Origin of the sequence: Arthrobacter sp. PsM3, from assembly GCF_030433895.1 — a bacterium.
Lineage (GTDB): Bacteria > Actinomycetota > Actinomycetes > Actinomycetales > Micrococcaceae > Arthrobacter.
Window position 1 is genome coordinate 73,024 of record NZ_JARUXE010000016.1, and the last position, 25,570, is coordinate 98,593.

Annotated in this window: 21 protein-coding genes and 1 pseudogene; 17 read left to right on the forward strand and 5 right to left on the reverse strand. The window is 67.7% G+C overall.

The genetic code is table 11. The features are described from left to right. Positions 1–25: 25 nt before the first annotated feature. The 3 genes from QCD75_RS10570 to QCD75_RS10580 all read right to left on the reverse strand — a co-directional run bounded on the left by QCD75_RS10570 (position 26) and on the right by QCD75_RS10580 (position 4,593). Entirely contained in the window at positions 26–1,297 is a 1,272-nt protein-coding gene (locus QCD75_RS10570) for an alpha/beta fold hydrolase (protein WP_301228395.1), read from the reverse strand. Positions 1,298–1,490: 193 nt separating this feature from the next. After that, positions 1,491–1,991: a GNAT family N-acetyltransferase gene (locus QCD75_RS10575; protein ID WP_301228351.1), complete on the reverse strand. Its 501-nt coding sequence runs from the start codon at positions 1,989–1,991 to the stop codon at positions 1,491–1,493. A 55-nt stretch (positions 1,992–2,046) separates the two neighbouring features. Then, on the reverse strand, positions 2,047–4,593 hold the full coding sequence (locus tag QCD75_RS10580) for a DEAD/DEAH box helicase (protein WP_301228353.1): 2,547 nt from the start codon (positions 4,591–4,593) through the stop codon (positions 2,047–2,049). Between the two features lie 118 nt (positions 4,594–4,711). Between QCD75_RS10580 and QCD75_RS10585 the strand changes: the two genes are divergently transcribed. The 17 genes from QCD75_RS10585 (at position 4,712) to QCD75_RS10665 (ending at position 24,598) form a co-directional block, all read left to right on the forward strand. Next, on the forward strand, positions 4,712–5,491 hold the full coding sequence (locus QCD75_RS10585) for a trans-aconitate 2-methyltransferase (protein WP_301228355.1): 780 nt from the start codon (positions 4,712–4,714) through the stop codon (positions 5,489–5,491). A 190-nt stretch (positions 5,492–5,681) separates the two neighbouring features. Then, positions 5,682–7,394, forward strand: a complete 1,713-nt coding sequence (locus QCD75_RS10590; RefSeq protein WP_301228397.1) for an ABC transporter ATP-binding protein — start codon at positions 5,682–5,684, stop codon at positions 7,392–7,394. 203 nt (positions 7,395–7,597) lie between these two features. Continuing rightward, positions 7,598–9,412: an ABC transporter ATP-binding protein gene (locus tag QCD75_RS10595; RefSeq protein ID WP_301228399.1), complete on the forward strand. Its 1,815-nt coding sequence runs from the start codon at positions 7,598–7,600 to the stop codon at positions 9,410–9,412. Beyond that, the gene (locus QCD75_RS10600) at positions 9,409–9,801 is read left to right on the forward strand and encodes a GntR family transcriptional regulator (RefSeq protein ID WP_301228357.1); all 393 of its coding nucleotides are present in this window, start codon (positions 9,409–9,411) and stop codon (positions 9,799–9,801) included. The genes QCD75_RS10595 and QCD75_RS10600 overlap by 4 nt, the downstream gene beginning before the upstream one ends. A gap of 90 nt (positions 9,802–9,891) precedes the next feature. Further along, positions 9,892–12,846 (forward strand): excinuclease ABC subunit UvrA, encoded by a 2,955-nt coding sequence (gene uvrA, locus QCD75_RS10605; RefSeq protein WP_301228359.1) that lies wholly within the window; start codon positions 9,892–9,894, stop codon positions 12,844–12,846. A gap of 132 nt (positions 12,847–12,978) precedes the next feature. Beyond that, positions 12,979–13,698: an HAD hydrolase-like protein gene (locus QCD75_RS10610; RefSeq protein WP_301228361.1), complete on the forward strand. Its 720-nt coding sequence runs from the start codon at positions 12,979–12,981 to the stop codon at positions 13,696–13,698. Positions 13,699–13,755: 57 nt separating this feature from the next. Continuing rightward, positions 13,756–14,424, forward strand: coding sequence for a lysophospholipid acyltransferase family protein (locus QCD75_RS10615; protein ID WP_301228363.1), 669 nt, complete (start codon positions 13,756–13,758; stop codon positions 14,422–14,424). 56 nt (positions 14,425–14,480) lie between these two features. Then, complete coding sequence (gene uvrC / locus QCD75_RS10620; protein ID WP_301228365.1) at positions 14,481–16,520, forward strand: excinuclease ABC subunit UvrC; 2,040 nt, start codon at positions 14,481–14,483, stop codon at positions 16,518–16,520. A gap of 113 nt (positions 16,521–16,633) precedes the next feature. Beyond that, positions 16,634–17,557, forward strand: a complete 924-nt coding sequence (gene rapZ / locus QCD75_RS10625; protein WP_301228401.1) for an RNase adapter RapZ — start codon at positions 16,634–16,636, stop codon at positions 17,555–17,557. Beyond that, positions 17,557–18,576 (forward strand): gluconeogenesis factor YvcK family protein, encoded by a 1,020-nt coding sequence (locus QCD75_RS10630; RefSeq protein WP_301228369.1) that lies wholly within the window; start codon positions 17,557–17,559, stop codon positions 18,574–18,576. The genes rapZ and QCD75_RS10630 overlap by 1 nt, the downstream gene beginning before the upstream one ends. Positions 18,577–18,586: 10 nt before the next feature. Further along, a complete protein-coding gene (gene whiA, locus QCD75_RS10635) occupies positions 18,587–19,567 on the forward strand; it encodes a DNA-binding protein WhiA (RefSeq protein WP_301228371.1) in 981 nt (326 codons plus the stop codon). A gap of 172 nt (positions 19,568–19,739) precedes the next feature. Then, on the forward strand, positions 19,740–20,363 hold the full coding sequence (locus QCD75_RS10640) for a superoxide dismutase (protein WP_301228373.1): 624 nt from the start codon (positions 19,740–19,742) through the stop codon (positions 20,361–20,363). 282 nt (positions 20,364–20,645) lie between these two features. Then, a complete protein-coding gene (gene gap, locus QCD75_RS10645; protein ID WP_301228375.1) occupies positions 20,646–21,656 on the forward strand; it encodes a type I glyceraldehyde-3-phosphate dehydrogenase in 1,011 nt (336 codons plus the stop codon). 10 nt (positions 21,657–21,666) lie between these two features. Continuing rightward, positions 21,667–22,893, forward strand: coding sequence for a phosphoglycerate kinase (locus QCD75_RS10650; protein WP_301228377.1), 1,227 nt, complete (start codon positions 21,667–21,669; stop codon positions 22,891–22,893). An 81-nt stretch (positions 22,894–22,974) separates the two neighbouring features. Further along, entirely contained in the window at positions 22,975–23,790 is an 816-nt protein-coding gene (tpiA, locus tag QCD75_RS10655; protein ID WP_301228379.1) for a triose-phosphate isomerase, read from the forward strand. Positions 23,791–23,839: 49 nt separating this feature from the next. Beyond that, positions 23,840–24,097 (forward strand): preprotein translocase subunit SecG, encoded by a 258-nt coding sequence (gene secG, locus QCD75_RS10660; RefSeq protein WP_226762181.1) that lies wholly within the window; start codon positions 23,840–23,842, stop codon positions 24,095–24,097. A gap of 120 nt (positions 24,098–24,217) precedes the next feature. Beyond that, a complete protein-coding gene (locus QCD75_RS10665; protein WP_301228382.1) occupies positions 24,218–24,598 on the forward strand; it encodes an RNA polymerase-binding protein RbpA in 381 nt (126 codons plus the stop codon). Positions 24,599–24,659: 61 nt separating this feature from the next. Here QCD75_RS10665 and pgl read toward each other — a convergent pair whose 3' ends face one another. Together pgl and QCD75_RS10675 are read right to left on the reverse strand one after the other, a co-directional pair. Beyond that, complete coding sequence (gene pgl / locus QCD75_RS10670; RefSeq protein ID WP_301228384.1) at positions 24,660–25,466, reverse strand: 6-phosphogluconolactonase; 807 nt, start codon at positions 25,464–25,466, stop codon at positions 24,660–24,662. After that, positions 25,456–25,570: pseudogene (locus QCD75_RS10675) on the reverse strand (glucose-6-phosphate dehydrogenase assembly protein OpcA); the annotation flags it as partial. The gene pgl and the pseudogene QCD75_RS10675, both read right to left, overlap by 11 nt.

The following is a 25,570-nucleotide window of genomic DNA, read 5'->3' on the forward strand; positions in this document are numbered from 1 at the left end:
GCCGCTCCGCTTTTTCAGTACCGGCTCAGTCCCGGACGGAGCGGGTCAAGCCCAGGAGACGGGAGAAGATGCCCTCTCCGTCGTCCGCGATGCCGTCATGGTGGAACTCCGCCGACTCCCAGACCTGCAGGCCGCGGACGGCCGCGGCCGTCTCGAGCGAGAGATCGCGGTCGACGTAGATGTCCTCGCTGTACACGGCGGCCGCCACCGGGACGGTGTTGCGCGCGAGCCGGTCGGGATCGTAGAGCGGGGACCAGTCGTCCTTTTCGGCGAGGAGCCGGGCAACGCTCCGCAGCGGCCGGAGGGCGGGATCCTGCTCGAAGTACCAGGGGTAGACCATTTCGCCGGTGAGCAGCGGCTCGGGGGCGTCCGGGGAGAACTCCGGGAAGTCCCTCAGCACACGCCAGGCAGCCCAGTCCGTGGACTCGCCCTGGCCGTAGATGGATTCGTGCATCAGCGCGTACAGCGGGTTGCCGGACCGGGACACCAGCCCGCGGACCTGGTCAAGGAAGGCGTCCGAAAGCCGGTCGCCGCCGGGTGTGGCCACGAAGGCATCCTCCAGCAGGTGGTGCAGGGCATCCACCCTGGTGTTTCCGCCCAGGAAGGACCCGACCATCTGAAAGCGTTCCACGGTGAGCCGTTCTCCGTCGGACAGGAATTCCTCCGACCCGCGGAGGTGCCGGGCGATCCGGGTGACCTCCGCCCGGTCCTCGGGATACCGTCCGAAGTATTCGGCGTTGCGCGCCGCCACCCGGCGGAACGTGGACTGGTAGACCCGGTCCGCTGGCCCCGAGAGCGGCGCGAGGCCGCCGGTAATCAGGGCCTCACGCAGGCCCTCGGGGGCGAAGGACAGGTAGCTGAGCGCACAGAAGCCGCCGTAGCTCTGGCCGTAGATTGTCCACGGGCCGGAGCCCAGGGCCAGCCGGATCGCCTCGGCATCGGCGACAATCGAATCCGCCCGGAAGTGCGCCAGGTAATCCGCCTGGTCGGCGTCGGTCCCGCGCAGCGGCAGCGTTTTGCGGTCGATGGGGGACGACAGGCCGGTGCCGCGCTGGTCCAGCATGAGGATGCGGAAGTCCCTCGCGGCGGCCTTGCTCCAGCCGCCGAGCGCCGGAAGACGGCTGCCGCGGCCGCCCGGGCCGCCCTGGAGGTAGAGCAGCCACGGGAGCTGGGCCGATTCTTCCACGCTGTGGTCGGTGGAGACGTATTCGCGGGCAAAGACGGTGACGGTCTCGCCGGCCGTCCCGGCACCGAAATGGTCCAGCGGCACCTCGAAGTAGTGTTCCGCGGTGCGCATTCCGCGATATTCGTGCCGCGCCTTGATGGTGTGGGGGACCGCGGGCCGCGCAGCCTCCAGCAGATCCGCAGCCTCCAGCAGATCCGCGGCGCCAGACCCGATCACGGGCAGGTCCGCCACGGGCCGGTCCGCCACGGGTCGGTGAGAAATGGGCAGGGGCCGGTGAGAAACGGGCAGGTCCGCCACGGGCCGGTCAGCCACGGGCCTGGGCGTCACGGGCAGCGCCAAAGGCTTCAAGCGCCTCGCCGGTGAGCCGGAAGGTGGACCACCCGTCCATCGGGGCGGCGCCGAGCCTCCTGTAGAAGTTGATGGAGGGCTCGTTCCAGTCCAGGACGCTCCATTCGACGCGGGCGTAGCCGCGGTCGACGGCGGTGGCGGCCAGGTGCTGCAGGAGTGCCTTGCCGTGGCCTTCCCCGCGGGCCTCGGGCCGGACGTAGAGGTCCTCCAGGTAAATGCCGTGGACGCCCTCCCAGGTGGAGTAGTTCAGGAACCAGAGGGCGAAGCCCCGGACGTCCCCGTCCTCGTTTTCGGCCATCGCCGCGAACACCCGCGGGTTCTCGCCAAACAGGGCCTCGGTCAGCATCCCGGGGGTATTACGGACGGCGTCCGGTTCCCTCTCGTAGATTGCGAGGTCATGGATCATCTGCAGGATTGCGGGGACGTCGTTCGCTGTCGCGGGCCGGATTACGCTCATTGTTCGAGTTTACCCGGGGCGCCCCGGAGCTGCCGGACCAAGGTTACCGGCACGCCTAGAGCCGGTTCACGTCCGTCACCCGCACGACGGCCGTGCCGGTCTCGTCGGATGCCGCGAGGTCCACCTCCGCGGAGATGCCCCAGTCGTGGTTGCCGGCCGGATCCTCGAAGATCTGCCGGACCTTCCACATCCCGGGTTCCTCGGTGATGATCAGCAGGCCCGGGCCGCGGGCGTCCGGGCCGGTGCCGATGTCGTCGTGTTCGTCGAAGTAGTCATCCAGCATGTCCTCCCAGCGCTCGGAATCCCAGCCGGATCCGGCATCGAGCTCGCCGAGGGCGGCGGCGTCCTCGTCCGCGAAGAGCTCCACGCGCCGGAACATCTCATTGCGGACCATCACCCGGAAGGCGCGGACGTTGGAGGTCAGGGACGGCGGCGGGGGCGGGGGAGCGTCGTGCGGCGTCGGGGCCTTGCCGGAGGTGAGCTCCTCCCACTCATCGAGCAGGCTGGAGTCGACCTGGCGGACCAGTTCGCCGAGCCACGCGATCAGGTCCTCGAGGTCCTCCCGGAGGGCGTCCTGCGGGACGGTCTGCCGCAGGGCCTTGAAGCCGTCGGCAAGGTAGCGCAGCACGATGCCCTCCGAGCGCGCCAGTCCGTAGAACTGGACGAACTCCCCGAAGTTCATCGCCCGTTCGTACATGTCCCGGACCACGGACTTGGGGGCCAGTTCGAAATCACCGATCCAGGGGGCGGCCCGGCGGTAGACATCGAAGGCCTCCCCGAGGATTTCCGCGAGCGGCTGCGGGTAGGTGACCTCCTCCAGCATGGCCATACGCTGGTCGTACTCGATGCCGTCGGCCTTCATCGCGGCAATCGCCTCACCGCGCGCCTTCTTTTGCTGCGCGGACAGGATCTGCCGGGGCTTTTCCAGCGTGGACTCAATCACGGACACCACGTCCAGGGCGTACGACGGCGACTCCGGGTCCAGCAGCTCCAGCGCCGCGAGGGCGAAGGGGGACAGCGGCTGGTTCAGGGCGAAGTTGGCCTGCAGATGGACCGTCAGACGGACCGTGCGGCCGTCCCCGCCCTGCTCCTCCGGCGGGATCCGTTCCACGACGCCGGCGGCCAGCAGCTCGCGGTAGATACCGAGGGCCCGCTTCATCAGCTGCAGCTGGGAGGAGCGCGGCTCATGGTTTTCGGTGAGCAGCCGGCGGGCGGCCTTGAACGGATCGCCAGGCCGTTCCATCAGGTTCATCAGCATCGCGTGGGTCACGGTGAAACTGGACGTGAGCGGATCCGGGACGGATTCCACAAGGCGTTTGTAGGTCGGTTCGCCCCAGGACACGAAGCCCTCGGGCGGCTTCTTCTTGACCACCTGGCGGAGCTTCTTCTGGTCGTCGCCGAACTTGGCCGTGGCCTTGGCCATCGCCCTGACGTTCTCGGTGACGTGCTCCGGGGCCTGCACCACGACCGTCCCTGCGGTGTCGTAGCCGGCCCGTCCGGCGCGTCCGGCGATCTGGTGGAATTCGCGGGAGTTCAGCAGCCGGGTGCGGACGCCGTCGTACTTGCTCAGCGCAGTGAGCAGTACGGTTCGGATGGGGACGTTGATGCCCACACCGAGGGTGTCGGTCCCGCAGATGACCTTGAGCAGCCCGGCCTGGGCGAGCTGTTCCACCAGCCGGCGGTATTTGGGCAGCATGCCGGCGTGGTGCACGCCGATGCCGTGCCGGACCAGCCGGTTGAGGGTCTTGCCGAAGCCGGCCGCGAAGCGGAACCCGGCGATCAGCTCGGCGATTTTGTCCTTCTCCTCGCGGGTGCAGACGTTGATGCTCATCAGGTTCTGGGCCCGGTCAATTGCCTCCACCTGGCTGAAGTGCACCACGTAGACGGGAACCTGCTTGGTGGCGAGGAGTTCCTCCAGCGTCTCGTGCACTGGCGTCTGTTCGTAGTAGTAGTGCAGCGGGATGGGCCGCTCCACCGAACTGACGGTCGTCGTCGGGCGGCCGGTCAGCGCGGTGATGCCGGCTTCGAAGCGGCTGACGTCGCCGAGCGTGGCAGACATCAGCAGGAACTGCGCCTGCGGGAGTTCCAGCAGCGGGACCTGCCAGGCCCAGCCGCGTTGCGGGTCGGAGTAGAAGTGGAACTCGTCCATGATGACGGCGCCGAGTTCTGCGGCGGCACCCTCGCGGAGGGCGATGTTGGCCAGGATCTCCGCGGTGCAGCAGATGATCGGGGCGTCCTGGTTGACGCCGGAGTCGCCGGTGATCATACCGACGTTCTCGGCGCCGAAGATCTCGCACAGGGCGAAGAACTTCTCCGAGACGAGCGCCTTGATGGGAGCGGTGTAGTAACTGCGCTGTCCGCGCGCCATGGCCTGGAAGTGCATGGCGATGGCAACCAGGGATTTGCCGGAACCGGTGGGGGTCGCCAGGATCACGTTGGCGCCGGAGGCAAGCTCCATGATGGCCTCGTCCTGGGCGGTGTACAGGGCCAGCCCGCGGGTTTCCGTCCACTCGACGAAGCGGGTGTAGAGCTCGTCCGGGTCGAGTCCGGCGCGGCTGGGGACCCGGGCGGCCGGGGCGGGGAGCTGATCTACAAGTTTCATTGCTCACCAGCTTAGTGGCCGGCGCCGGGGCGGTAGGGGCGCCCGCCCCCTGCGCCGTGGTTCCGTGCGGGGTTAGGCTTCGTACTTCGCATCGTTGGCCGGTGAGGGGAGGACAGCAGTGAAATGGGATCCCGCCAAGTACGTGCAGTTCGGAGACTACCGGGACAGGCCGTACTTTGACCTGACGGCCCGGGTCCATGCGGACGCTCCCCGGCACGTCGTCGATCTTGGCTGCGGCCCCGGGAACCTGACAGCCACCCTTGCCGAGCGCTGGCCCGGGGCGAAGATCACGGGCCTGGATTCCTCAGCGGAGATGCTGGCCCGGTCCGCGGTCCATACCGACCGGCTGCCCAATCTCGCCTTCGGCCAGGCGGACATCGCCCACTGGATGCCCTCGGAGGAGACCGACGTCGTGGTGACCAACGCGGCCCTGCAGTGGGTTCCCGGCCACCGGAACATGCTGAAGGGGTGGCTTGCCGCGCTCAAACCCGGCGCTTGGTTCGCCCTGCAGGTGCCCGGCAACTTCAACGCGCCCTCGCACACGCTGATGCGCGGCCTCGCGGAGTCCGGGGCGTGGGCCGGCCGCCTCGCCGGCGTGCTGCGCCATGACGACGTCGTGGGCGGGCCGGAGGACTACCTGGACATCATGCTCGACGCCGGCTGCGACGCGGACGCGTGGGAGAGCACCTACTGCCAGCTCCTCCACGGCACGAACCCCGTGCTGGAGTGGGTCCGCGGCACGGGACTCCGGCCGGTGCTCGCCGCCCTGTCCGCCGAGGACGCCCGGGATTTTGAAGCAGAATACTCAGCGCGGCTCGCCGTGGCCTACCCGGCCGGCCCGCATGGCACGGTGTTTCCGTTCCGCCGGGTCTTCGCTGTGGCCCGCAAGCGGGAATGACCCCCCGGCCGGCACCTCAGGACCGGCACCCAGGCCGGCAGCAGGACCGGCGACAGGGCCGGACACCGCATGACAACAAAGCAGTGTGTGATCGTGCTTACAATGACGAAGCAGCGTGGGGGCGGCTGTCTTTGACGAATCTGGATCTGTGCCCTGGTCCAGCGATGGAGGTTTAGTGCTTATTGGCCTGATGGGCCGGCAGTTGGCCGCCCACAAAGGGACCGTACTGGCCATCGTCGTCCTGCAGCTCGTGCAGACCACGGCCAACCTGCTCCTCCCCACCCTGAACGCGGCCATCATCGACGACGGGATCGTTGGCGGCAACGTGCCGCAGATCCTGAACCTGGGGTCCTGGATGGCCGCGATCGCCGGGGTGCAGGTCGCGGCGGCGGCCGCCGCAGGGTACCTGGGCGCGGTGGTGGCCATGGAGGTCGGCCGGCAGCTGCGCGAGGAGATGTTTGCCAAAGTGCAGGCCATGTCCTCGCAGGAAGTCGGCGCGTTCGGCCCCGCCAGCCTGCTGACCAGGGCCACCAACGACGTCGCGCAGATCCAGAACCTTGCGGTCCTCGTGTTCACGATGCTCGTCGCCGCGCCCGCCATCTTCGTCGGCGGCATCGTGCTGGCCCTGCAGCAGGACGTCGCCTTGTCCGCCATCGTGGTCGCCGTGATTCCGGTGCTGGCGGTCATCATGTTCCTGATCGTGCGCCGCCTCGTTCCGCTCTACCGGCAGGGCCAGAAGCTCGTCGACCGGGTCAGCCGGGTGTTGCGTGAGCAGATCGTCGGAGCCAACGTCATCCGCGGCTTTGTCCGCCAGGGGCACGAAATCCGCCGCTTCCAGGGGGTCAACAGGGCCCTGACGCAGAACAACCTGCGGTCCGCGCTGCTGGTCGCCGGCATGATGCCGCTGATCATGCTCGTCGTTAACCTGTCCTCTGTTGGTGTGGTCTGGTTCGGCGGGCACCGGATCCAGTCCGGGGAGATGCGGCTGGGTGCATTGACGGCGTTCATCGCCTACATCCTGCAGATCCTGATCGCGATCATGATGGCGATGTACGTCTTTATGACGGCGCCCCGCGCGGCCGCCTGCGCGGAGCGGGTACAGGCGGTCCTCGACACGGCCCCCGGGATCACTGACGGTCCGGGCGGCGCCACGCCCGAGGGCAACGCCGTAGAATTCCGGAACGTCTCCTTCGCGTACCCGGGCGCCGAGTACCCGGTCCTCGACGGCATCAGCTTCACGGCCGTTCCCGGGACGGTGACCGCGGTCATCGGCGCCACCGGCAGCGGCAAGACCACCCTGCTGAACCTGCTGCCACGCTTCCTGGCGGCCACCGGCGGCGAGATCAGGGTTGGCGGCTGCGAGGTGCGCGGCATGCCCCTGGACACGCTGCGGAGCCTGATCGCCGTCGTTCCCCAGCATTCCTATCTATTCTCCGGGACGCTCGCCGAGAACCTGAGGATGGCGGCCCCCGCGGCGACGGACCAGGACCTCTGGCGCGTCCTGGCCAGCGCGCAGGCCGCGGATTTTGTCAGGAAACTGCCGCAGGGGCTGGACGCGCCGGTGAACCAGGGCGGCACGAACTTTTCCGGCGGCCAGCGGCAGCGCCTGTGCATCGCGCGCGCGTTGCTCCGCGAGGCGCCCGTGTACCTGTTCGACGACAGTTTCTCGGCGCTGGACTACGGCACCGACTACCGGCTCCGGGAGGCGATGCGGCCGCTGCTGCGTACCGCCACCGTACTGATCGTCGCTGAACGGATCGCTACGATCGTGGACGCCGGGCTGATCCTGCTCCTTGAAGACGGCCGGATCGTGGCGCAGGGGACACACCAGCAACTGATGGAGTCATCGCACGGCTACCGGGAGATCGCCGCCTCCCAGCTCGTCCTGGAGGAGACCCTGTGACCCCGGAACAGTCGCTCGAAACCGGGACCGCCGCCGCCCGCGCCGCCCGCGACGCCAGAGACCAGCCGCTGGTGGACGCCCCGTCCGGCGGACGCAGCGAAGCCCTCCCGGGGGTGCCTGCCGAGGAGCCCCCGAAGGGCGGCCGGTTCCGCTGGCGGACCGCCGGACGGCTGCTCAGACTGCTCCGGCCCTCGAATTGGCGGATGGCCGGCGTCATCGCCGCCACCTGCGCCTTCGTGACGCTCAACGTGGCGGCACCGAAAGTCCTGGGTGACGCCACCGACGTCGTCGTCGAGGGCGTGGTGGGGGGATCCTTCAACCAGGAAAAACTGGCTGCGCTGCTGGCGGCGGTCTCCGTCATGTATCTGGGGGCCTCCGTCTTCAGCTGGGTCCAGGGGACCCTGACGGCCGTTGCCGTGCAGCGGCTGGGCTACGGGCTGCGGGCCTCGGTGGAGGAAAAACTGCACGTCCTGCCGTCCGGCCATTTTGACGTCCAGCACCGCGGGGACGTGCTGAGCCGCGCCACCAACGACGTCGACAACATCGCGCAGGCCCTCAACCAGCTCCTCAACCAGCTCATCCTGTCGCTGCTGATGCTCTCCGGAGCGCTGGCCATGATGCTGTGGCTCTCACCGGTCCTGGCCCTGATCGCGCTGGTTTCCGTCCCGGTGTCCACCTTCATCACCGTCCTGGTGGCCCGGAAATCCTCGGTCCACTTCACCGAGCAGTGGGGGAGCACGGGGGAGCTGCACGCGCAGCTGGAGGAGTTCTTCACCGGCCACGAAGTCGTCAAGGCCTTCGGCCGGCAGGAGGCAGCCACCGCCAGGTTCAAGGCCGGCAACGACAAACTCTGCCGGGCCAGTGCCCGCGCGCAATACGTGTCCGGCGTCGTGCAGCCCCTGATGGTTTTTGTGTCCAACCTCAACTACATCGCCGTGGCCGTTGTCGGTGCGCTCCAGGTCCTCGCCGGCGCCATGACCATCGGCGGACTTCAGGCCTTCATCCAGTTCAGCCGGCTCTTCAGCCAGCCGATGGGGCAGATCGGCGGCATGCTGACCCTCATGCAGTCCTGCCTCGTCTCGGCGGGCCGGGTCTTCGAACTCCTGGACGCGCCGGAGATCCCGGCTGAGGTCCCGACCGAGGCTGCCGGGGGCACGGCCCCGTCACCAGCTGTTGGTTCCCCCGAAGCCGGCGCAGCCGCTACCGCCGGTGCAGCCGCAGCCGCCGGCCGGGTTGCAGGGCCAGCCGCTGCCGCCGGCCGGGTTGCCTTCGAGCACGTCAGCTTCGGCTATTACCCGGGCTCACCCGTGGTCAAGGACCTCTGCTTTGCCGTGGAACCCGGGCAGACCGTCGCGATCGTCGGCCAGACCGGTGCCGGGAAGACCACCGTGGTGAACCTCCTGATGCGCTTCTACGAACCGGACTCCGGCCTGATCACCGTCGACGGCCAGGACACCGCGGAGCTGACCCGGGACGAACTGCGCTCCAATTTCGGCACGGTGCTGCAGGACACCTGGCTGTTCACCGGCACCATCCGGGACAACATCGAATACGGACGCCCCGGCGCCGACGACGCCGCGGTCACGGCCGCCGCGCAGGCCAGCCACGTGCACCAGTTCGTCCGGGCCCTGCCCGGCGGGTACGCGACGATGCTCGGCAACGACGGCGATTCGCTGAGCCGCGGCCAGCGCCAGCTCATCTCGATCGCACGGGCCCAATTGGCCGGGCGCAACATCCTCGTCCTCGACGAGGCGACCAGCTCGGTGGACAGCCGCACCGAAGTGCAAATCCGGCAGGCCATGCACCGGCTACGGCAGGGGCGCACCAGCTTCGTCATTGCCCACCGCTTGTCCACCGTCCGGGACGCTGATCTAATTCTGGTCATGGACCAGGGACGGATCGTTGAGCAGGGGACCCACCAGCAACTGATAAATAGGGGTGGACTTTACCGGAAACTGTATGAGGCGCAGTTCGCCCGCCGCGAACAACCCAAGCATGCCCAGGAGCCCGTACAGTGACACCCACCGAAACCTCAATCGCGCCGTTCCCCGGCACTTGGCGGCCCAATCCCGGCAGCTCCGTCCCGCTGTTTGAACAGCTCCGGCTCAACATCATTGAACGGGCTGACAACGGGACCCTGGCGCCCGGGACCAGGCTCCCCGCCGTCCGGAGCCTGGCCGGTGAGCTGGGGGTCGCCCCCCATACGGTGGCCCGCGCCTACAAGGAACTCGAGGCCGCCGGGGTCGTGGTGACCCGGGGCCGGAACGGGACGGTAGTGTGCGCCCGGGACGAGGCCTGGAGCTCGCTTTCCGCTGCCGCCGCTGAGTTCGCCGCCGCGGCGAAGGCCCGCGGCGCCAGCTTCGCCGAGGCCGTGCAGCTGCTCGCCGCCGCGTACGACCGCGAGTAGCGGAGGCGGTCGCATACCGGGCGGCGTTTGCCGGCCGGGAGCACGCCGGGGAATGGAAGTTCGAAGAAGTTTTCGATTAGCATTGGTAGCGTGCCTAAAGCCGTAGCTGAAGATCCAGCCGTTGACTCCCCGACCTCCCTTCCGATGAGTCCGGCAACACCGGTCCGCGGGGAGGACCCCCGCCCCGCGCTGAAACGCCCGGACATGTCCCGTCTCGTCGTCAAGGGCGCCCGCGAACACAACCTGCGCAACGTGGACCTGGACCTGCCCCGGGACTCCATGATCGTCTTCACCGGACTCTCCGGCTCGGGCAAGTCCTCCCTGGCGTTCGACACGATCTTCGCCGAGGGCCAGCGCCGCTACGTCGAATCGCTCTCCGCCTACGCCCGGCAGTTCCTGGGCCAGGTGGACAAGCCCGACGTCGACTTCATCGAAGGGCTCTCGCCCGCGGTGTCCATCGACCAGAAGTCCACCAGCAAGAACCCCCGCTCCACCGTGGGCACCATCACCGAGATCTACGACTACATGCGCCTGCTGTGGGCCCGCGTCGGCCGCCCGTATTGCCCCATCTGCGGGGAGCTCGTCGCGAAGCAGACCCCGCAGCAGATCGTCGACCAGCTGCTGGAACTGCCGGAGGGCACCCGCTTCCAGGTCCTGGCCCCCGTGGTCCGCGGCCGCAAGGGCGAATTCGTCGAGCTGTTCAAGGAACTCACCGCCAAGGGCTACTCGCGGGCCCGGGTCGATGACAAGCTGATCCAGCTGAGCGATCCGCCCAAGCTGGGCAAGCAGTTCAAGCACACCATCGAAGTGGTCGTGGACCGCCTCGTGGTCAAGGAAGGCATCAGCCAGCGCCTCACCGACTCGGTGGAAACCGCCCTCGGCCTGGCCGAGGGCCGGATCCTCGCCGAATTCGTCGACCTCGACGCCGACGACCCGGAACGCATCCGGGCGTTCTCCGAACACCTCGCCTGCCCCAATGAGCACCCGCTCGCGATCGACGAGATCGAACCGCGCTCCTTCTCCTTCAACAACCCCTTCGGCGCCTGCTCCGCCTGCAGCGGCATCGGCACGAAGCTGGAGGTCGACGAGGAACTCATCATTCCGAACGGGGAACTGTCCCTCTCGGAGGGGGCCATCGCACCCTGGTCACTCGGCACCGCGACGACGGAGTACTGGAACCGCCTGCTCGGCGGACTCGCCAAGGAACTCGGCTTCTCGATGACAACACCGTGGGACAAACTCTCCGAGGACACCCGCCAGACCGTACTGCACGGCAAGGACCACAAAGTCGTGGTGCAGTACCGCAACCGCTTCGGCCGGGAACGCAAGTACAGCACCGGCTTCGAGGGCGTCATCCAGTACGTCCACCGCAAACACCTGGAAACGGACTCGGACTCGGCCCGGGACCGCTACGAGGAGTACATGCGGCAGATTCCGTGCCCGGCCTGCAAGGGCGCACGGCTGAACCCGGCGTCGCTTTCGGTCCTGATCAACGGCAAGTCCATTGCCGAGGTCGCCGCCCTGCCGATGCGCGAATGCGCCCACTTCCTGGACAACCTGGTGCTCACCGGCCGCGAAGCCCAGATCGCGAACCAGGTCCTCAAGGAGATCCAGGCCCGCCTGACCTTCCTGCTCGACGTCGGCCTGGAGTACCTCAACCTCGAACGTCCCTCCGGCACCCTGTCCGGCGGCGAAGCGCAGCGCATCCGGCTGGCCACCCAGATAGGCTCCGGCCTCGTTGGCGTGCTCTACGTCCTGGACGAGCCGTCCATCGGCCTGCACCAGCGCGACAACCGCCGTCTCATCGAAACCCTCACCCGGCTGCGGGACCTCGGCAACACCCTGATTGTGGTGGAACACGACGAGGACACCATCCAGGAAGCCGACTGGGTGGTGGACATCGGACCGGGAGCCGGCGAACACGGCGGCATGGTGGTGCACTCCGGTTCCTACGAGGACCTGCTCAAGAACACCGAATCGCTCACCGGCGACTACCTCTCCGGCCGGAAACAGATTGAAATCCCCAAGAAGCGGCGCAAGTACGACAAAAAGCGCGAACTCAAGGTGGTCGGGGCCAAGGAGAACAACCTCCTGAACGTGGATGCCACGTTCCCGCTCGGCCTGTTCACCGCGGTGACCGGCGTCAGCGGCTCCGGAAAGTCCACCCTGGTCAACGAGATCCTCTACAAGGTCCTCGCCAACAAGCTCAACGGCGCCAAGCAGGTGGCGGGGCGGCACAAGTCGATCCAGGGGCTCGAGCACCTCGACAAGGTGGTCCACGTCGACCAGAGCCCGATCGGCCGCACCCCGCGCTCCAACCCGGCGACCTACACGGGTGTCTTTGACAACATCCGCAAGCTGTTCGCCGACACCACCGAGGCCAAGATCCGCGGCTACCTGCCGGGCCGGTTCTCATTCAATGTCAAGGGCGGCCGCTGCGAGGCCTGCTCCGGTGACGGCACCCTGAAGATCGAAATGAACTTCCTGCCGGACGTCTATGTGCCCTGCGAGGTGTGCCACGGCGCCCGGTACAACCGCGAAACCCTGGAAGTCCACTACAAGGGCAAGACGATCGCCGATGTGCTGAACATGCCGATCGAGGAAGGCGCGGAGTTCTTCGCCGCCTTCTCCCCGATCGCCCGGCACCTCAGGACCCTCGTCGACGTCGGACTCGGCTACGTCCGGCTGGGCCAGCCCGCCACCACGCTTTCCGGCGGCGAGGCGCAGCGGGTTAAGCTCGCCGCCGAGCTGCAGAAACGCTCCAACGGGCGCAGCATCTACGTGCTGGACGAGCCCACCACGGGCCTGCATTTCGAGGACATCCGCAAGCTGCTCCTGGTCCTCCAGGGCCTGGTGGAAAAAGGCAACACGGTCATCACGATCGAACACAACCTTGATGTCATCAAGAGCGCCGACTGGATCGTGGACCTGGGCCCCGACGGCGGGTCCGGCGGCGGCCGCATCGTCGCCTCGGGAACGCCGGAGCAGGTTGCCAAGTCAACGGAAAGCCACACGGCAGCCTTCCTGGCCGAGATCCTGGCCTGACGCCTGCCCCGCACCGGGGCATCCGCCGCAGCAGCGGATGCCCCGGTGCGCTGCCCGGCCAGGTATTCCCTGTATATTCCCAGCGGGGTATGCGAGTTTCGGGCATCCGTTCACTCGTGAGAAACTAAGCCGGTGACCCAAACAACAGTGCCCGTGATCTTCGACCTCGACGGCACTCTCGTCGATCCGGCCGGCGGAATCTCGGACGGCATCGCAGCGGCCCTCACGGAGCTCGGACTCGGTATCCCCGGCAAGGCCCAAATGGATGCCATGATCGGCCCGAAACTCAGCCATTCCCTCACGGACATCGCCGGGGTCCCCGCCTGCCAACTCGACGACGCCATCCGGATCTACCGCGCGCACTACCTTGCCACGGGTATCGCCCAAAGCCGGCTCTACCCCGGCATCCGTGCCCTGCTCGAATCGTTTGCCGAAGCCGGCCGGCCAATCGCCGTCGCCACCCAGAAGCCCGAGGGCCTCGCCCGGACCGTGCTCGAGCACCACGGCATAGCGGCCCTGTTCCACACCATCCGCGGCTCGGCGGCCGACGAGGCGGCAGCAGCCGGGGTGCCGTCGGGAAAAGCCGGAATCGTGGCAGCAGCCCTGGCCGACTTTGCCACCCGCCACGGGCTGGACACGGACCACGCCGTGATGGTGGGGGACCGTGCCCAGGATGTGGCCGGAGCGGCGGCCAATGGCCTGGACTGCATCGGCGTAGGCTGGGGTTTCGCTCCGGCCGGTGAACTGCATACGGCCGGCGCCGTGGAGATTGTGCACAGCAGCACTGCCCTGCACGACGCCGTGGCCCGCCGGGACACGCTGCGGGCCGCCGCTGTGCGGCCCACCCCGTGACGAGCACCGCAGTGATCCCTTTCCTGTTGACCGAAGCCCAAGACGAGGTGCACACCGATGGCAATGTTTGATGCAATCCGCTGGACCACGCGGGGACTGGTCACCTCGACGTGCCGGCCCACGGTTATCGGACTCGACAACGTGCCCAAGGAGGGCCCGTTCATCGTGGCGCCCAACCACCTGTCGTTCCTCGACAGCGTGATCGTCCAGGCGCTCATGCCCCGGCCCGTCGCCTTCTTCGCCAAAGCGGAATATTTCACCACCGGCGGGATCAAGGGCAAGGCCATGAAATCCTTCTTCGAGGCTGTCGGCTCCATCCCGGTGGAACGCGGCGAACAGGCCGCCAGCGTCCAGGCCCTGAAAACCCTGCTGGCAATCCTCGACTCGGGCAAGGGCGTCGGCATCTACCCGGAGGGGACCCGGTCCCGCGACGGCATCCTGTACCGCGGCCGCACCGGGGTCGGCTGGCTGGCCCTGACCACCGGGGCTCCCGTCATCCCGGTCGGGCTGATCGGCACGGAGAACCTGCAGCCCGCGGACAGCAAGTCGGTCAAGCCGCAGCACTTCACCATGAAGGTCGGCGAACCGCTGTACTTCGATAAGACCGGGCCGGACCACTCCCTGCCCGCCCGCCGCCAGGCCACCGACCGCATCATGGACGCGATCGCCGCCCTCAGCGGCCAGGAACGCTCCACGAGCTACAACCAGAGCAAGACCGTCGAATAGCACCCCCGGGTCGGCGGGCGTCCAGGACACGTCCGCCGGCTCAGTAGACTTGAACTGTGGCAGATCCAGCGAGTTACCGACCCCAGACGGGTGAGATTCCGACCAATCCGGGCGTGTACCGTTTCCGCGATCCGCACGGCCGGGTCATCTATGTCGGCAAGGCCAAGAACCTCCGTTCGCGGCTGAACTCGTACTTCGCCAACCCGGCCGGGCTGCTCCCCAAAACGTATGCGATGGTCCATGCGGCCAGCAGCGTGGAGTGGACCGTCGTCGGCAGCGAACTCGAGTCGCTGCAGCTGGAATACACCTGGATCAAGGAATTCAAGCCCCGGTTCAATGTGATGTTCCGGGATGACAAGAGTTACCCGTACCTCGCCGTCTCGATGGGGGAAAAGTACCCCCGCGTCCAGGTCCTGCGCGGAGAGCGACGCAAGGGCACCCGCTACTTCGGCCCGTACACCGCCGGGGCCATCCGGGACACCATGGACACCCTGCTCCGGGTGTTCCCGGTCCGCAGCTGCAGCGCCGGCGTCCTGAAACGGGCCGAAGCGAGTGGCAGGCCCTGCCTCCTCGGCTACATCGACAAGTGCGCGGCCCCCTGCGTGGGCCGCATCTCGGCCGAGGACCACCGCGCCCTGGCCGAGGACTTCTGCACCTTCATGGGCGGTGAGGCCAAGCCGTTCGTCACCCGGCTGGAAAAGGAGATGGCCGCCGCCGTGGCGGAGCTGGACTACGAGCGGGCGGCGCGGATCCGTGACGACATCGTCGCGCTCAAGAAGGTCTTCGAACGCAACGCCGTCGTCCTGGCCGAGGGCACAGACGCCGATGTCTTCGCCCTCCACGAGGACGAGCTCGAGGCCGCCGTGCAGGTCTTCCACGTCCGCGGCGGCCGGATCCGCGGCCAGCGCGGCTGGGTCGTGGAGAAGGTCGAGGATTCCACCACCCCGGACCTCGTCGAGCACCTGCTCCAGCAGGTCTACGGCGAGGAAGCCGGCCTGCAGGGCAGGCTGCCCCGCGAGGTCCTCGTCCCGGCGGAGCCCAGCAACGCCGCGGAGCTGGCGCAATGGCTCAGCGGGCTGCGTGGAGCCAGGGTTGACATCCGCGTGCCGCAACGCGGCGACAAGGCCGCGCTGCTGTCCACCGTCCGGGACAACGCCGAGCACGCCCTCAGGCTCCACAAATCCCGGCGCGCCGGCGATCTGACCCTGCGGTCCCAGGCGCTGCAGGAACTGCAGGAGGCCCTGGAGCTGCCCGTCGCGCTGATGCGGATCGAATGCTATGACATCTCGCACGTCCAGGGCACCAACGTGGTCGGGTCCATGGTGGTGGTCGAGGACGGGCTGCCGAAGAAGTCCGAATACCGGAAGTTCTCCGTCACCGGTGCCGCCGCCACCGATGACACGGCGGCCATGCACGACGTGCTGACGCGGCGTTTCCGCAACTACCTGCAGGAGAAGGCCGTCCAGGCGGACGCGGCCCGGCAGCCCGGCCACCAGGCCATGCTTAACGCCGTGGCGCAGGCAGCTGTCGCGGCCCCCTCCCCGGCTTCCACCCCCGTTGCCGTCGCCGACACCACGACCCCGGCGCCGCGGACCAAATTCGCCTACCCGCCCAACCTCGTGGTGGTCGACGGCGGCAGGCCCCAGGTCAACGCGGCCGCCCGTGCCCTGGCCGAACTGGGCATCGACGATGTGTACGTCGTCGGACTCGCCAAACGGCTTGAGGAGGTCTGGCTGCCGGACAGCGACTTCCCGGTCATCCTGCCCCGGGCCTCGGCCGGGCTGTACCTGCTGCAGCGCATCCGTGACGAGGCGCACCGCTTCGCGATCTCCTTCCACCGGCAGAAGCGCGGCAAGGCGATGACCGTCTCAGCCCTCGACGGCGTGCCCGGACTCGGCGAATCCAAGCGCAAGGCCCTGCTGGCCCAGTTCGGCTCGGTCAAGAGCATCAGGACCGCCAGCGCCGAGGAGCTCACCGGCGCCAAGGGCATCGGCCCGTCCCTGGCCGCGGCCATCGTCCAGCACTTCACCGATGGCGGGGGCGACGACGCCGCTCCTGCCATCAACATGACCACCGGCGAAATCCTGGAGACTTAGTCAGCACCGGCAATCTTAGCTAGGGTAAGAACTTGGGAAACGCTGCACGCGGCGATTGCGCCGCACCACGGCCGTTCCACGGCACAACAGCACAGCAGAACGGGGCTTCACTGATGGCAGAGTCGACGGCAGGATCCGGGACGGAGCCGGACGGCATGACACCGGTCAAACCCGTTGAGGCCGAACTGCTCGTAGTGACGGGCATGTCGGGAGCAGGCCGGAGCACTGCGGCGGACGCCCTGGAGGACCACGGCTGGTACGTCGTGGAAAACCTCCCCCCGCAGATGCTCGGCACCCTCGCGGAAATCGTGTCCCACTCCCCGGGTTCCATTTCCAAGCTCGCCGTCGTGATGGACGTCCGCAGCAAGGAACTGTTCGCGGACATCCGGACCACCCTGCGCAGCCTGGAAGCCAGCGGCGTCGGGTTCCGGGTACTGTTCCTGGACGCCAACGACGACGTCCTCGTCCGGCGATTCGAGCAGGGCCGGCGGCCCCACCCGCTGCAGGGCGGCGGCAGGATCCTTGACGGCATCGCCGCCGAACGCGACCTGCTGCACGAACTTCGCACCTCCGCGGACATCGTGCTGGACACCTCGGCGCTGAACGTCCACGGCCTCGCCACCGCGATCACGGAACTCTTCAGCGAAACCGGTCCCGTGGCGCTCCGTCTCAACGTGATGAGCTTTGGCTTCAAATACGGGCTTCCCGTCGATGCCAACTTCGTCGCCGACGCCCGCTTCATCCCCAACCCGCACTGGGTCCCGGCGCTCCGGCCGCACACCGGGCTGGACCAGGACGTTAGCGACTATGTGCTGGAAGCGCAAGGCGTCCGCAACTTCGTGGAGCGCTATGTGCTGGCCCTCGAACCGGTTCTGGACGGCTACCGGCGCGAGAACAAGCACTACGCCACCATCGCCGTCGGCTGCACCGGCGGCAAGCACCGCTCCGTTGCCGTCGCCGTCGAACTGTCCCGCCGGCTCGCGCAGTACCCGCGCGTCACCGTGACCACCACGCACCGGGATCTGGGCCGCGAGTAATGGCGTTGCTCACCGAACCGCTGCCCCTCGTCCCTCCGGCCAGCGCGGCCTTCGCCAGCCAGCAGGACAAAGGCCCGTCCGTCGTCGCGCTGGGCGGCGGCCACGGCCTCGCCGCGTCGCTGTCGGCCCTGCGCCTGCTCACCTCCGAACTGACCGCCGTCGTCACCGTCGCGGACGACGGCGGCTCCTCGGGACGGCTGCGCGAAGAGTACGGCGTCCTGCCGCCGGGCGATCTCCGGATGGCGCTCTCCGCGCTCTGTGACGATACCGACTGGGGCCGCACCTGGCGCGACGTCATGCAGCACCGCTTCGCGCCCGGCAAGGGCCGCGGCGGGTCCCTCGACGAGCACGCGATGGGAAACCTGCTGATCGTGACGCTCTGGGAACTCCTGGGCGACACCGTGGCGGGCCTCAAATGGGCCGGCGCCCTGCTGGGTGCACGCGGGGAGGTACTGCCGATGTCCAGCGTCCCGCTGACCATCGAGGGCCAGGTCCGGGTCACCGCCCCGGACGGCACGTCGGCGTTGCAGACCCTGACTGGACAGGCGAAATGCGCTGTCGCCGGATCGCTGGAACGCGTCCGGCTGCTGCCGGAGAACGCCCCCGCCTGCATTGAGGCGCTCACCGCGATCGAACTGGCCGACTGGGTCATCCTCGGCCCCGGGTCCTGGTACACCTCCGTGCTGCCGCACCTGCTGCTGCCGGAAATGCGCCAAGCGCTCTGCAACACGGCCGCCCGCCGCTGCCTCACCATGAACCTCGCCACCGACACCAAGGAAACCCTCGGCATGTCCGCCGCGGACCATCTGCGGGTGCTCCGGGACTACGCGCCCGACTTCACGATCGACGTCGTGCTGGCCGATCCGGCCTCCGTCTCCGACCGCGCCGACTTCAAAGAGGCAGCCGCGATGCTCGGCGCCGAGGTGGTGTTGGGTAAAGTGGGGGCGTCGAGCCGTCGGCCGATCCACGACCCGCTGCGTCTGGCAACGGCGTACCACGACATTTTCGGGAACAGGTAGGAAAAGTGCCATGGCACTGACAGCATCAGTCAAGGAAGAACTTTCCCGGCTGGACATCAAGAAGTCCTCGGTCCGCAAGGCTGAAGTGTCCGCCATGCTTCGCTTCGCCGGGGGGCTCCACATCATCTCCGGCCGGATCGTGATTGAGGCCGAAGTCGACCTCGCCTCGACCGCGCGGCGGCTCCGGGCCGCCATCGCCGAGGTTTACGGGCACCAAAGCGAAATCATCGTCGTCTCCGGCGGCGGACTGCGCCGCGGCAGCCGCTACGTCGTCCGGGTGGTGCGCGACGGCGAAGCCCTCGCCCGCCAGACCGGCCTCCTGGACGCCCGGGGCCGCCCGGTCCGCGGCCTCCCCTCTGTGGTGGTGAACGGGTCCGCCGCCGACGCCGAGGCTGTCTGGCGCGGCGCTTTCCTGGCGCACGGCTCCCTCACCGAGCCCGGCCGGTCCTCCGCCATGGAGATCACCTGCCCCGGCCCCGAGTCCGCCCTCGCGCTCGTCGGCGCGGCCCGCAGGCTCGGCATCCAGGCCAAGGCCCGTGAGGTCAGGGGGGTGGACCGCGTGGTCATCCGCGACGGCGACACCATCGCCGCCCTGCTGACCCGGATGGGCGCCCACGATGCGCTCATGGTGTGGGAGGAGCGGCGGATGCGCAAGGAAGTCCGTGCCACCGCCAACCGGCTGGCCAACTTCGACGACGCCAACCTGCGGCGTTCGGCGCAGGCGGCAGTCGCTGCCGGCGCCCGCGTGGACCGCGCCCTGGAAATCCTCGGCGACGACGTCCCGGACCACCTGAAGTACGCCGGGGAACTGCGGGTCGCACACAAACAGGCCAGCCTCGACGAACTCGGCCGCCTGGCGGAGCCCGTGATGACCAAGGACGCCATCGCGGGCCGGATCCGCCGCCTGCTGGCCATGGCGGACAAACGCGCCCAGGACCTCGGCATCCCCGGCACGGAGGCCAATGTGACGCCGGAAATGCTGGACGAGTAGCCTCTGCCGGGAATCAACTGCAGAATCGGATCGGGCCGGCGGGAATACCTCAGGGGGACCGGAGGCTATGCCCACTGGATTCCGATCCAGAGACTTCCGGGTGCCACAACATCCGGATGCACAATCCGAGAGTTACCAAACGGACAACCAGTCCACGACATTGGAGGATTTTGTGACCGAGTACGTACTGCCTGACCTCAGCTATGACTACGCAGCGCTGGAGCCCCACATTTCCGCGCGGATCATGGAGCTGCACCACAGCAAGCACCACGCCGCGTATGTGGCCGGCGCCAACAACGCCCTGGCCCAGCTGGCCGAAGCACGCGACAAGGGCGACTTCGCCAACATCAACCGCCTCTCCAAGGACCTCGCGTTCCACACCGGCGGCCACATCAACCACTCCGTCTTCTGGAAGAACCTGTCCCCGGACGGTGGCGACAAGCCTGAAGGTGAGCTGGCAGCCGCCATCGACGACGCGTTCGGTTCCTTCGACGCTTTCCGGGCCCACTTCACCGCGGCGGCCATGGGCCTGCAGGGCTCCGGCTGGGCGTTCCTGGCCTACGAGCCCGTCGGCGGCAACCTCGTGATCGAGCAGCTCTACGATCAGCAGGGCAACGTCGCTGTCGGCACCACCCCGCTGCTGATGCTGGACATGTGGGAGCACGCCTTCTACCTGGACTACGTCAACGTCAAGGCCGACTACGTCAAGGCCTTCTGGAACATCGTGAACTGGGCCGACGTCGCCAAGCGCTTCGACGCGGCCCGCAAGAACGCGACCGGCCTCATCACGCTCTAACCCGGCCGTGGCGACCTGGGCGTGCCGCAGTTCACACGCCTGTAACAAAGCTCACAATTAGGCCCGTTCGGCTCAAATTGTGGACGGTCTGCCCCTGCACTTGCGGGGGCAGACCAAGTTAAACGTAAGATAGGTCACGGAAGGCGGTTAGCCTTCAGCAATGTGGCTGGTCGCCCTCCGATCTGTTAATCATCTCTGCCCAATGGCGTGCGGGATCTGTTAGTTGGCTTGAGCGCCTTCTCAACTAATCGTGCTTGAAGAAGCACCAAGGAGACTGAAAACGTGACCACCCGTATTGGTATTAACGGCTTCGGCCGTATCGGCCGCAACTACTTCCGCGCCGCACTCGCCCAGGGGGCAGACCTCGAGATCGTTGCCGTCAACGACCTCACCAGCCCGGAAGCCCTGGCCCACCTATTCAAGTACGACTCCGTGGGCGGCCGCCTGAAGGAGTCCATCGAGGTCAAGGACGGCAACATCGTCGTCGACGGCAAGACCGTCAAGGTCCTCGCAGAGCGCGATCCGGCCAAGCTGCCCTGGGCCGAGCTCGGCGTCGACGTCGTGATCGAATCCACCGGCTTCTTCACCAAGGCAGCCGACGCGCAGAAGCATATCGATGCCGGCGCCAAGAAGGTCCTGATCTCCGCCCCCGCCTCGGACGAGGACATCACGATCGTGATGGGCGTCAACGACGGGCTCTACGACCCCGCCGCGCACCACATCATCTCGAACGCCTCCTGCACCACCAACTGCCTCGGCCCGCTGGCCAAGGTGATCAACGACGCCTTCGGCATCGAGCGCGGACTGATGACCACGATCCACGCCTACACCGCCGACCAGAACCTGCAGGACGGCCCGCACAAGGACCTCCGCCGTGCCCGCGCCGCCGCCATCAACATGGTCCCCACCTCCACGGGTGCGGCCAAGGCAATCGGCCTGGTCCTGCCGGAGCTCAAGGGCAAGCTCGATGGCTACGCCATCCGCGTGCCGGTGCCCACCGGCTCGGCGACGGACCTGACCGTCGTCGTCTCCCGCGAGACCACTGTCGCGGAAGTGAACGCCGCCCTCAAGGCTGCCTCCGAGACCCCCGAACTCAAGGGCCTGCTGACCTACACCGACGAGCCGATCGTTTCCTCGGACATCGTCGGGGACCCGGCCTCCTCCATCTTCGACTCCGGCCTGACCAAGGTGATCGGCAACCAGGTCAAGGTTGTTTCCTGGTATGACAACGAATGGGGCTACTCCAACCGCCTCGTGGACCTCACGGAGCTCGTCGCAGCCAAGCTGGGCTAGGGTAAGACTCATGACATTCCACACCCTCGACGAACTGATCGCTGATGGTGTCCGCGGGCGGTACGTTCTGGTCAGAAGTGACCTGAACGTGCCGCTCGACGGCTCTACAGTGACTGATGATGGCCGCATCAAGGCCTCCCTTCCAGTGCTGGCGAAGCTCACGGACGCCGGTGCCCGTGTGCTGGTCACAGCACACCTCGGCCGCCCCAAGGGCGCCCCGGAGGAGAAGTATTCGCTCAAGCCCGCCGCGGCCCGGCTGGCGGAGCTCGCCCCGTTCAAGGTCTCCCTCGCGAAAGACACCGTCGGCGACGCCGCCAGGGCATCCGCCGCCGCACTGCAGGACGGCGAAGCCCTCGTCCTGGAGAACGTGCGCTTCGACGCCCGCGAATCCTCCAAGGACGACGCCGAGCGCGGCGCGTTCGCCGATGAACTGGTGGCCCTCACCGGATCAAACGGCGCCTTCGTGGACGACGCGTTCGGCGCCGTGCACCGCAAGCATGCGTCCGTCTACGACGTCGCCACCCGGCTGCCGTCGTACCAGGGCGACCTGGTGCGCACCGAGGTCGAGGTGCTGCGCAAGCTCACCACCGACACCCAGCGCCCCTACGTCGTTGTGCTCGGTGGTTCCAAGGTCTCGGACAAGCTCGCCGTGATCGACAACCTCATCGGCAAGGCGGACACCATCCTGGTCGGCGGGGGCATGTTGTTTACCTTCCTCGCCGCCGCGGGACACAAGGTGGCCGGCAGCCTGCTGGAGGCGGACCAGATCCCCGTCGTGCAGGCGTACCTCAAGCGCGCAGCGGACGCCGGGACGGAATTCGTGGTTCCCACCGACGTCGTGGTGGCCAGCAAGTTTGCTGCCGACGCCCAGCATGAAACGGTGCGCGCCGACGCGATTGAAGAAAGCAGCTTCGGCGCCCAGGGCATCGGCCTGGACATCGGACCGGAATCGGCCGCTGCCTTCGCGGAACGGATCAAGAGCGCCAGGACGGTGTTCTGGAACGGGCCCATGGGTGTGTTCGAGTTCCCGGCCTTCGCCGCCGGCACCCGGGCCATCGCCCAGGCGCTGACCGAGACCGGCGCATTCACCGTGGTCGGCGGCGGCGACTCCGCAGCCGCGGTCCGGACCCTCGGCTTCGCCGATGACCAGTTCGGGCACATTTCCACCGGCGGCGGCGCCAGCCTCGAGTACCTTGAAGGCAAGGAACTCCCCGGCCTGAGCATCCTGGACCGCTAAACCAGCCAGCCGGCAGGGCGCCTGTCCCAGGACGGGGCGCCCTGCCGGCTGTTCCACTGCTACGAACATTTTGGAGACCACGTGACTACGTCAACCAACGGCAAATTCGCCCGCACGCCCTTCATCGCAGGCAACTGGAAGATGAACATGGACCATGTCCAGGGCATCACCCTCCTGCAGAAACTCGCCTGGACCCTGTCCGACGCCAAGCACGACTACAGCCGTGTGGAGGTCTCCGTCTTCCCGCCGTTCACCGACCTCCGGGGTGTCCAGACCCTGGTCCAGGGCGATGAACTCAAGGTCGTCTATGGCGGCCAGGATCTCTCCCCGTTCGATTCCGGCGCGTACACCGGGGACATTTCCGGCCAGTTCCTCGCCAAGCTCGGCTGCGGCTACGTCCTCGTCGGCCACAGCGAACGCCGCACCCTCCACCACGAATCCGACGAGGTGCTGAACGCCAAGACGAAGGCGGCTCTCCGGCATGGCATCACCCCCGTGCTCTGCGTCGGCGAAGGACTGGAAATCCGGCAGGCCGGGACACACGTCGACCACACGCTGGCGCAGCTCCGCGCTGGAGTCGAGGGCCTCACCCCCGAGCAGGCCGCTGAGCTCGTCGTCGCCTATGAGCCGGTCTGGGCCATCGGGACCGGCGAGGTCGCGGGACCGGACGACGCCCAGGAAATGTGCGCCGCCCTCCGCGCCGAGCTCGCCACCCTCTTCGGGTCGGACACCGCGGCAAAGACCCGGCTGCTGTACGGCGGCTCGGTCAAGGCCAACAACGCCGCCTCAATCCTCAAGGAACGCGATGTGGACGGACTGCTGGTCGGTGGTGCCAGCCTGGATGCCGCCGAGTTTGCTAATATTGTCAGGTTCGAGAGTCACCTGCTGACGGATTAGTCCGGACACAATCGTGGCCCCCGCAATCCAAATCTTCTGAAAGGCCGTCGTGGACGTTCTTCATGTCATTCTGCAGGTTCTCCTGGGTATCACCAGCCTCCTGCTGACCTTGCTCATCCTGCTCCACAAGGGACGCGGCGGCGGTCTGTCCGACATGTTCGGCGGCGGCATGAGCTCCGGCCTCAGCTCCTCGGGCGTGGCCGAGCGGAACCTGAACCGCTTCACGGTCATCCTCGGGGTCACCTGGGGCGTCGTCATCATCGGCCTTGGCCTGATCATGCGTTTCAGTGGCGGCGGCGACTCCTAGGACCGCTGCCTAAAAACTTCATAAGGGGTCCTTATGGCCCTCCCCGGCATCGGGAACTGCGAACTACACTTTGGCTGATTGCAATGCGCATTCCGCCCGCTGAGTAGCCAGGAGTTCCCGATGCTGCATTCCGCCTCCGGATTCCGGGGCATCCGAGTAGGAGCCACCGAAGGGGCCACGCCCCGCCAAGAACCGCTCAACGGCACCGCTGCCCGCACGCCCCGCATCCGCGTCAGCTACCGGTGCGCCAAGGGCCACGAGACGCCACTGGTCTTCGCCCAGTTGCCGGATGACCAGATCCCCGGCGTCTGGGACTGCCGCCGCTGCGGCGGTACGGCCACGCGGGACGAGGCACAGTTCGCGCTTGAGGACGTCCCGGTGGAAGGCTACAAGAGCCACCTGGAATACGTTAAAGAACGGCGCTCCAGCCAGGACGCCGAAGACGTGCTGGCCGGAGCGCTCGAAAGACTGCGCGCAAACCGGGCCCTCCCGGAGGGATAGCCGCAGGGAACAGCGCAGCGGACCGGCCGCCCCGGCTCGTGCAGCGGACCGGCCGCCCAGGCTAGCTCTTGCGGACCAGTTGCTGCGGAACCCGGGAAGCCGCGTTTTCGTCGATCAGCCAGAGCGTTTCCATCCGGCCCCGCGGACCGGCCGCCGGCACCTGCACCGGGTTGGCGCCCGCCAGGGCCAGCCCCACGGCGCCGGCCTTATCCTCGCCGGCGACGACCATCCAGATCTCCGACGCCGTGTTGATGGCAGGCAGCGTCAGCGAAATGCGCTCCGGCGGCGGCTTGGGGGAGTTGCGGACCCCCACCACGGAGAGTTCCTTCTCCCGGATGCCGGCCTGTTCCGGGAAGAGCGACGCGACGTGTGCGTCCGGTCCCACGCCGAGCAGGACGATGTCGAGGCGGGGGAGGGGCGCCGGGTGCTCCGGCCGGTCATCGGACATGTCCGCGGCGTGTTCCGCGGCAGCTGCCTCGCTGAGCCGGCGGGCGTAGTCGGCGGCCGCCTCCTCGGGGGAACCGAATTCCCCGGTGGAACCCGGCACGTGGATCCGGGCAGGGTCCGCGTTGATGTGCGCGAGCAGCGCCTCCTGGGCCTGGACGGCATTGCGCTCGGGGTCGGCGGCAGCGACGAAGCGTTCGTCGCCCCACCAGAAGTTGACCTTGGACCAGTCGACAGCGCCGGACGCCGGCGACTCGGCCACGGCCTTGAGCGAGCCGATGCCCATCGATCCCCCGGTAAGCACCACCGTCGCCTCACCGTGTTTGTCCTGGATGTCCACCAGTTTGGTGATCAGGCGGGCCGCGATGGCGGCCATGAGGACGGACGAGTCGGGATGGATGCTTACTCTGGGGTCAGCGCTCACTGGGACGGACACTCCTTAGATTGGTACGTGGCAGTCCAATAGTAATCACTTCACCGAACACTTCATCCGGGTCGAGGCGGCGGAGTTCTTCGGCGAGGCAGTCC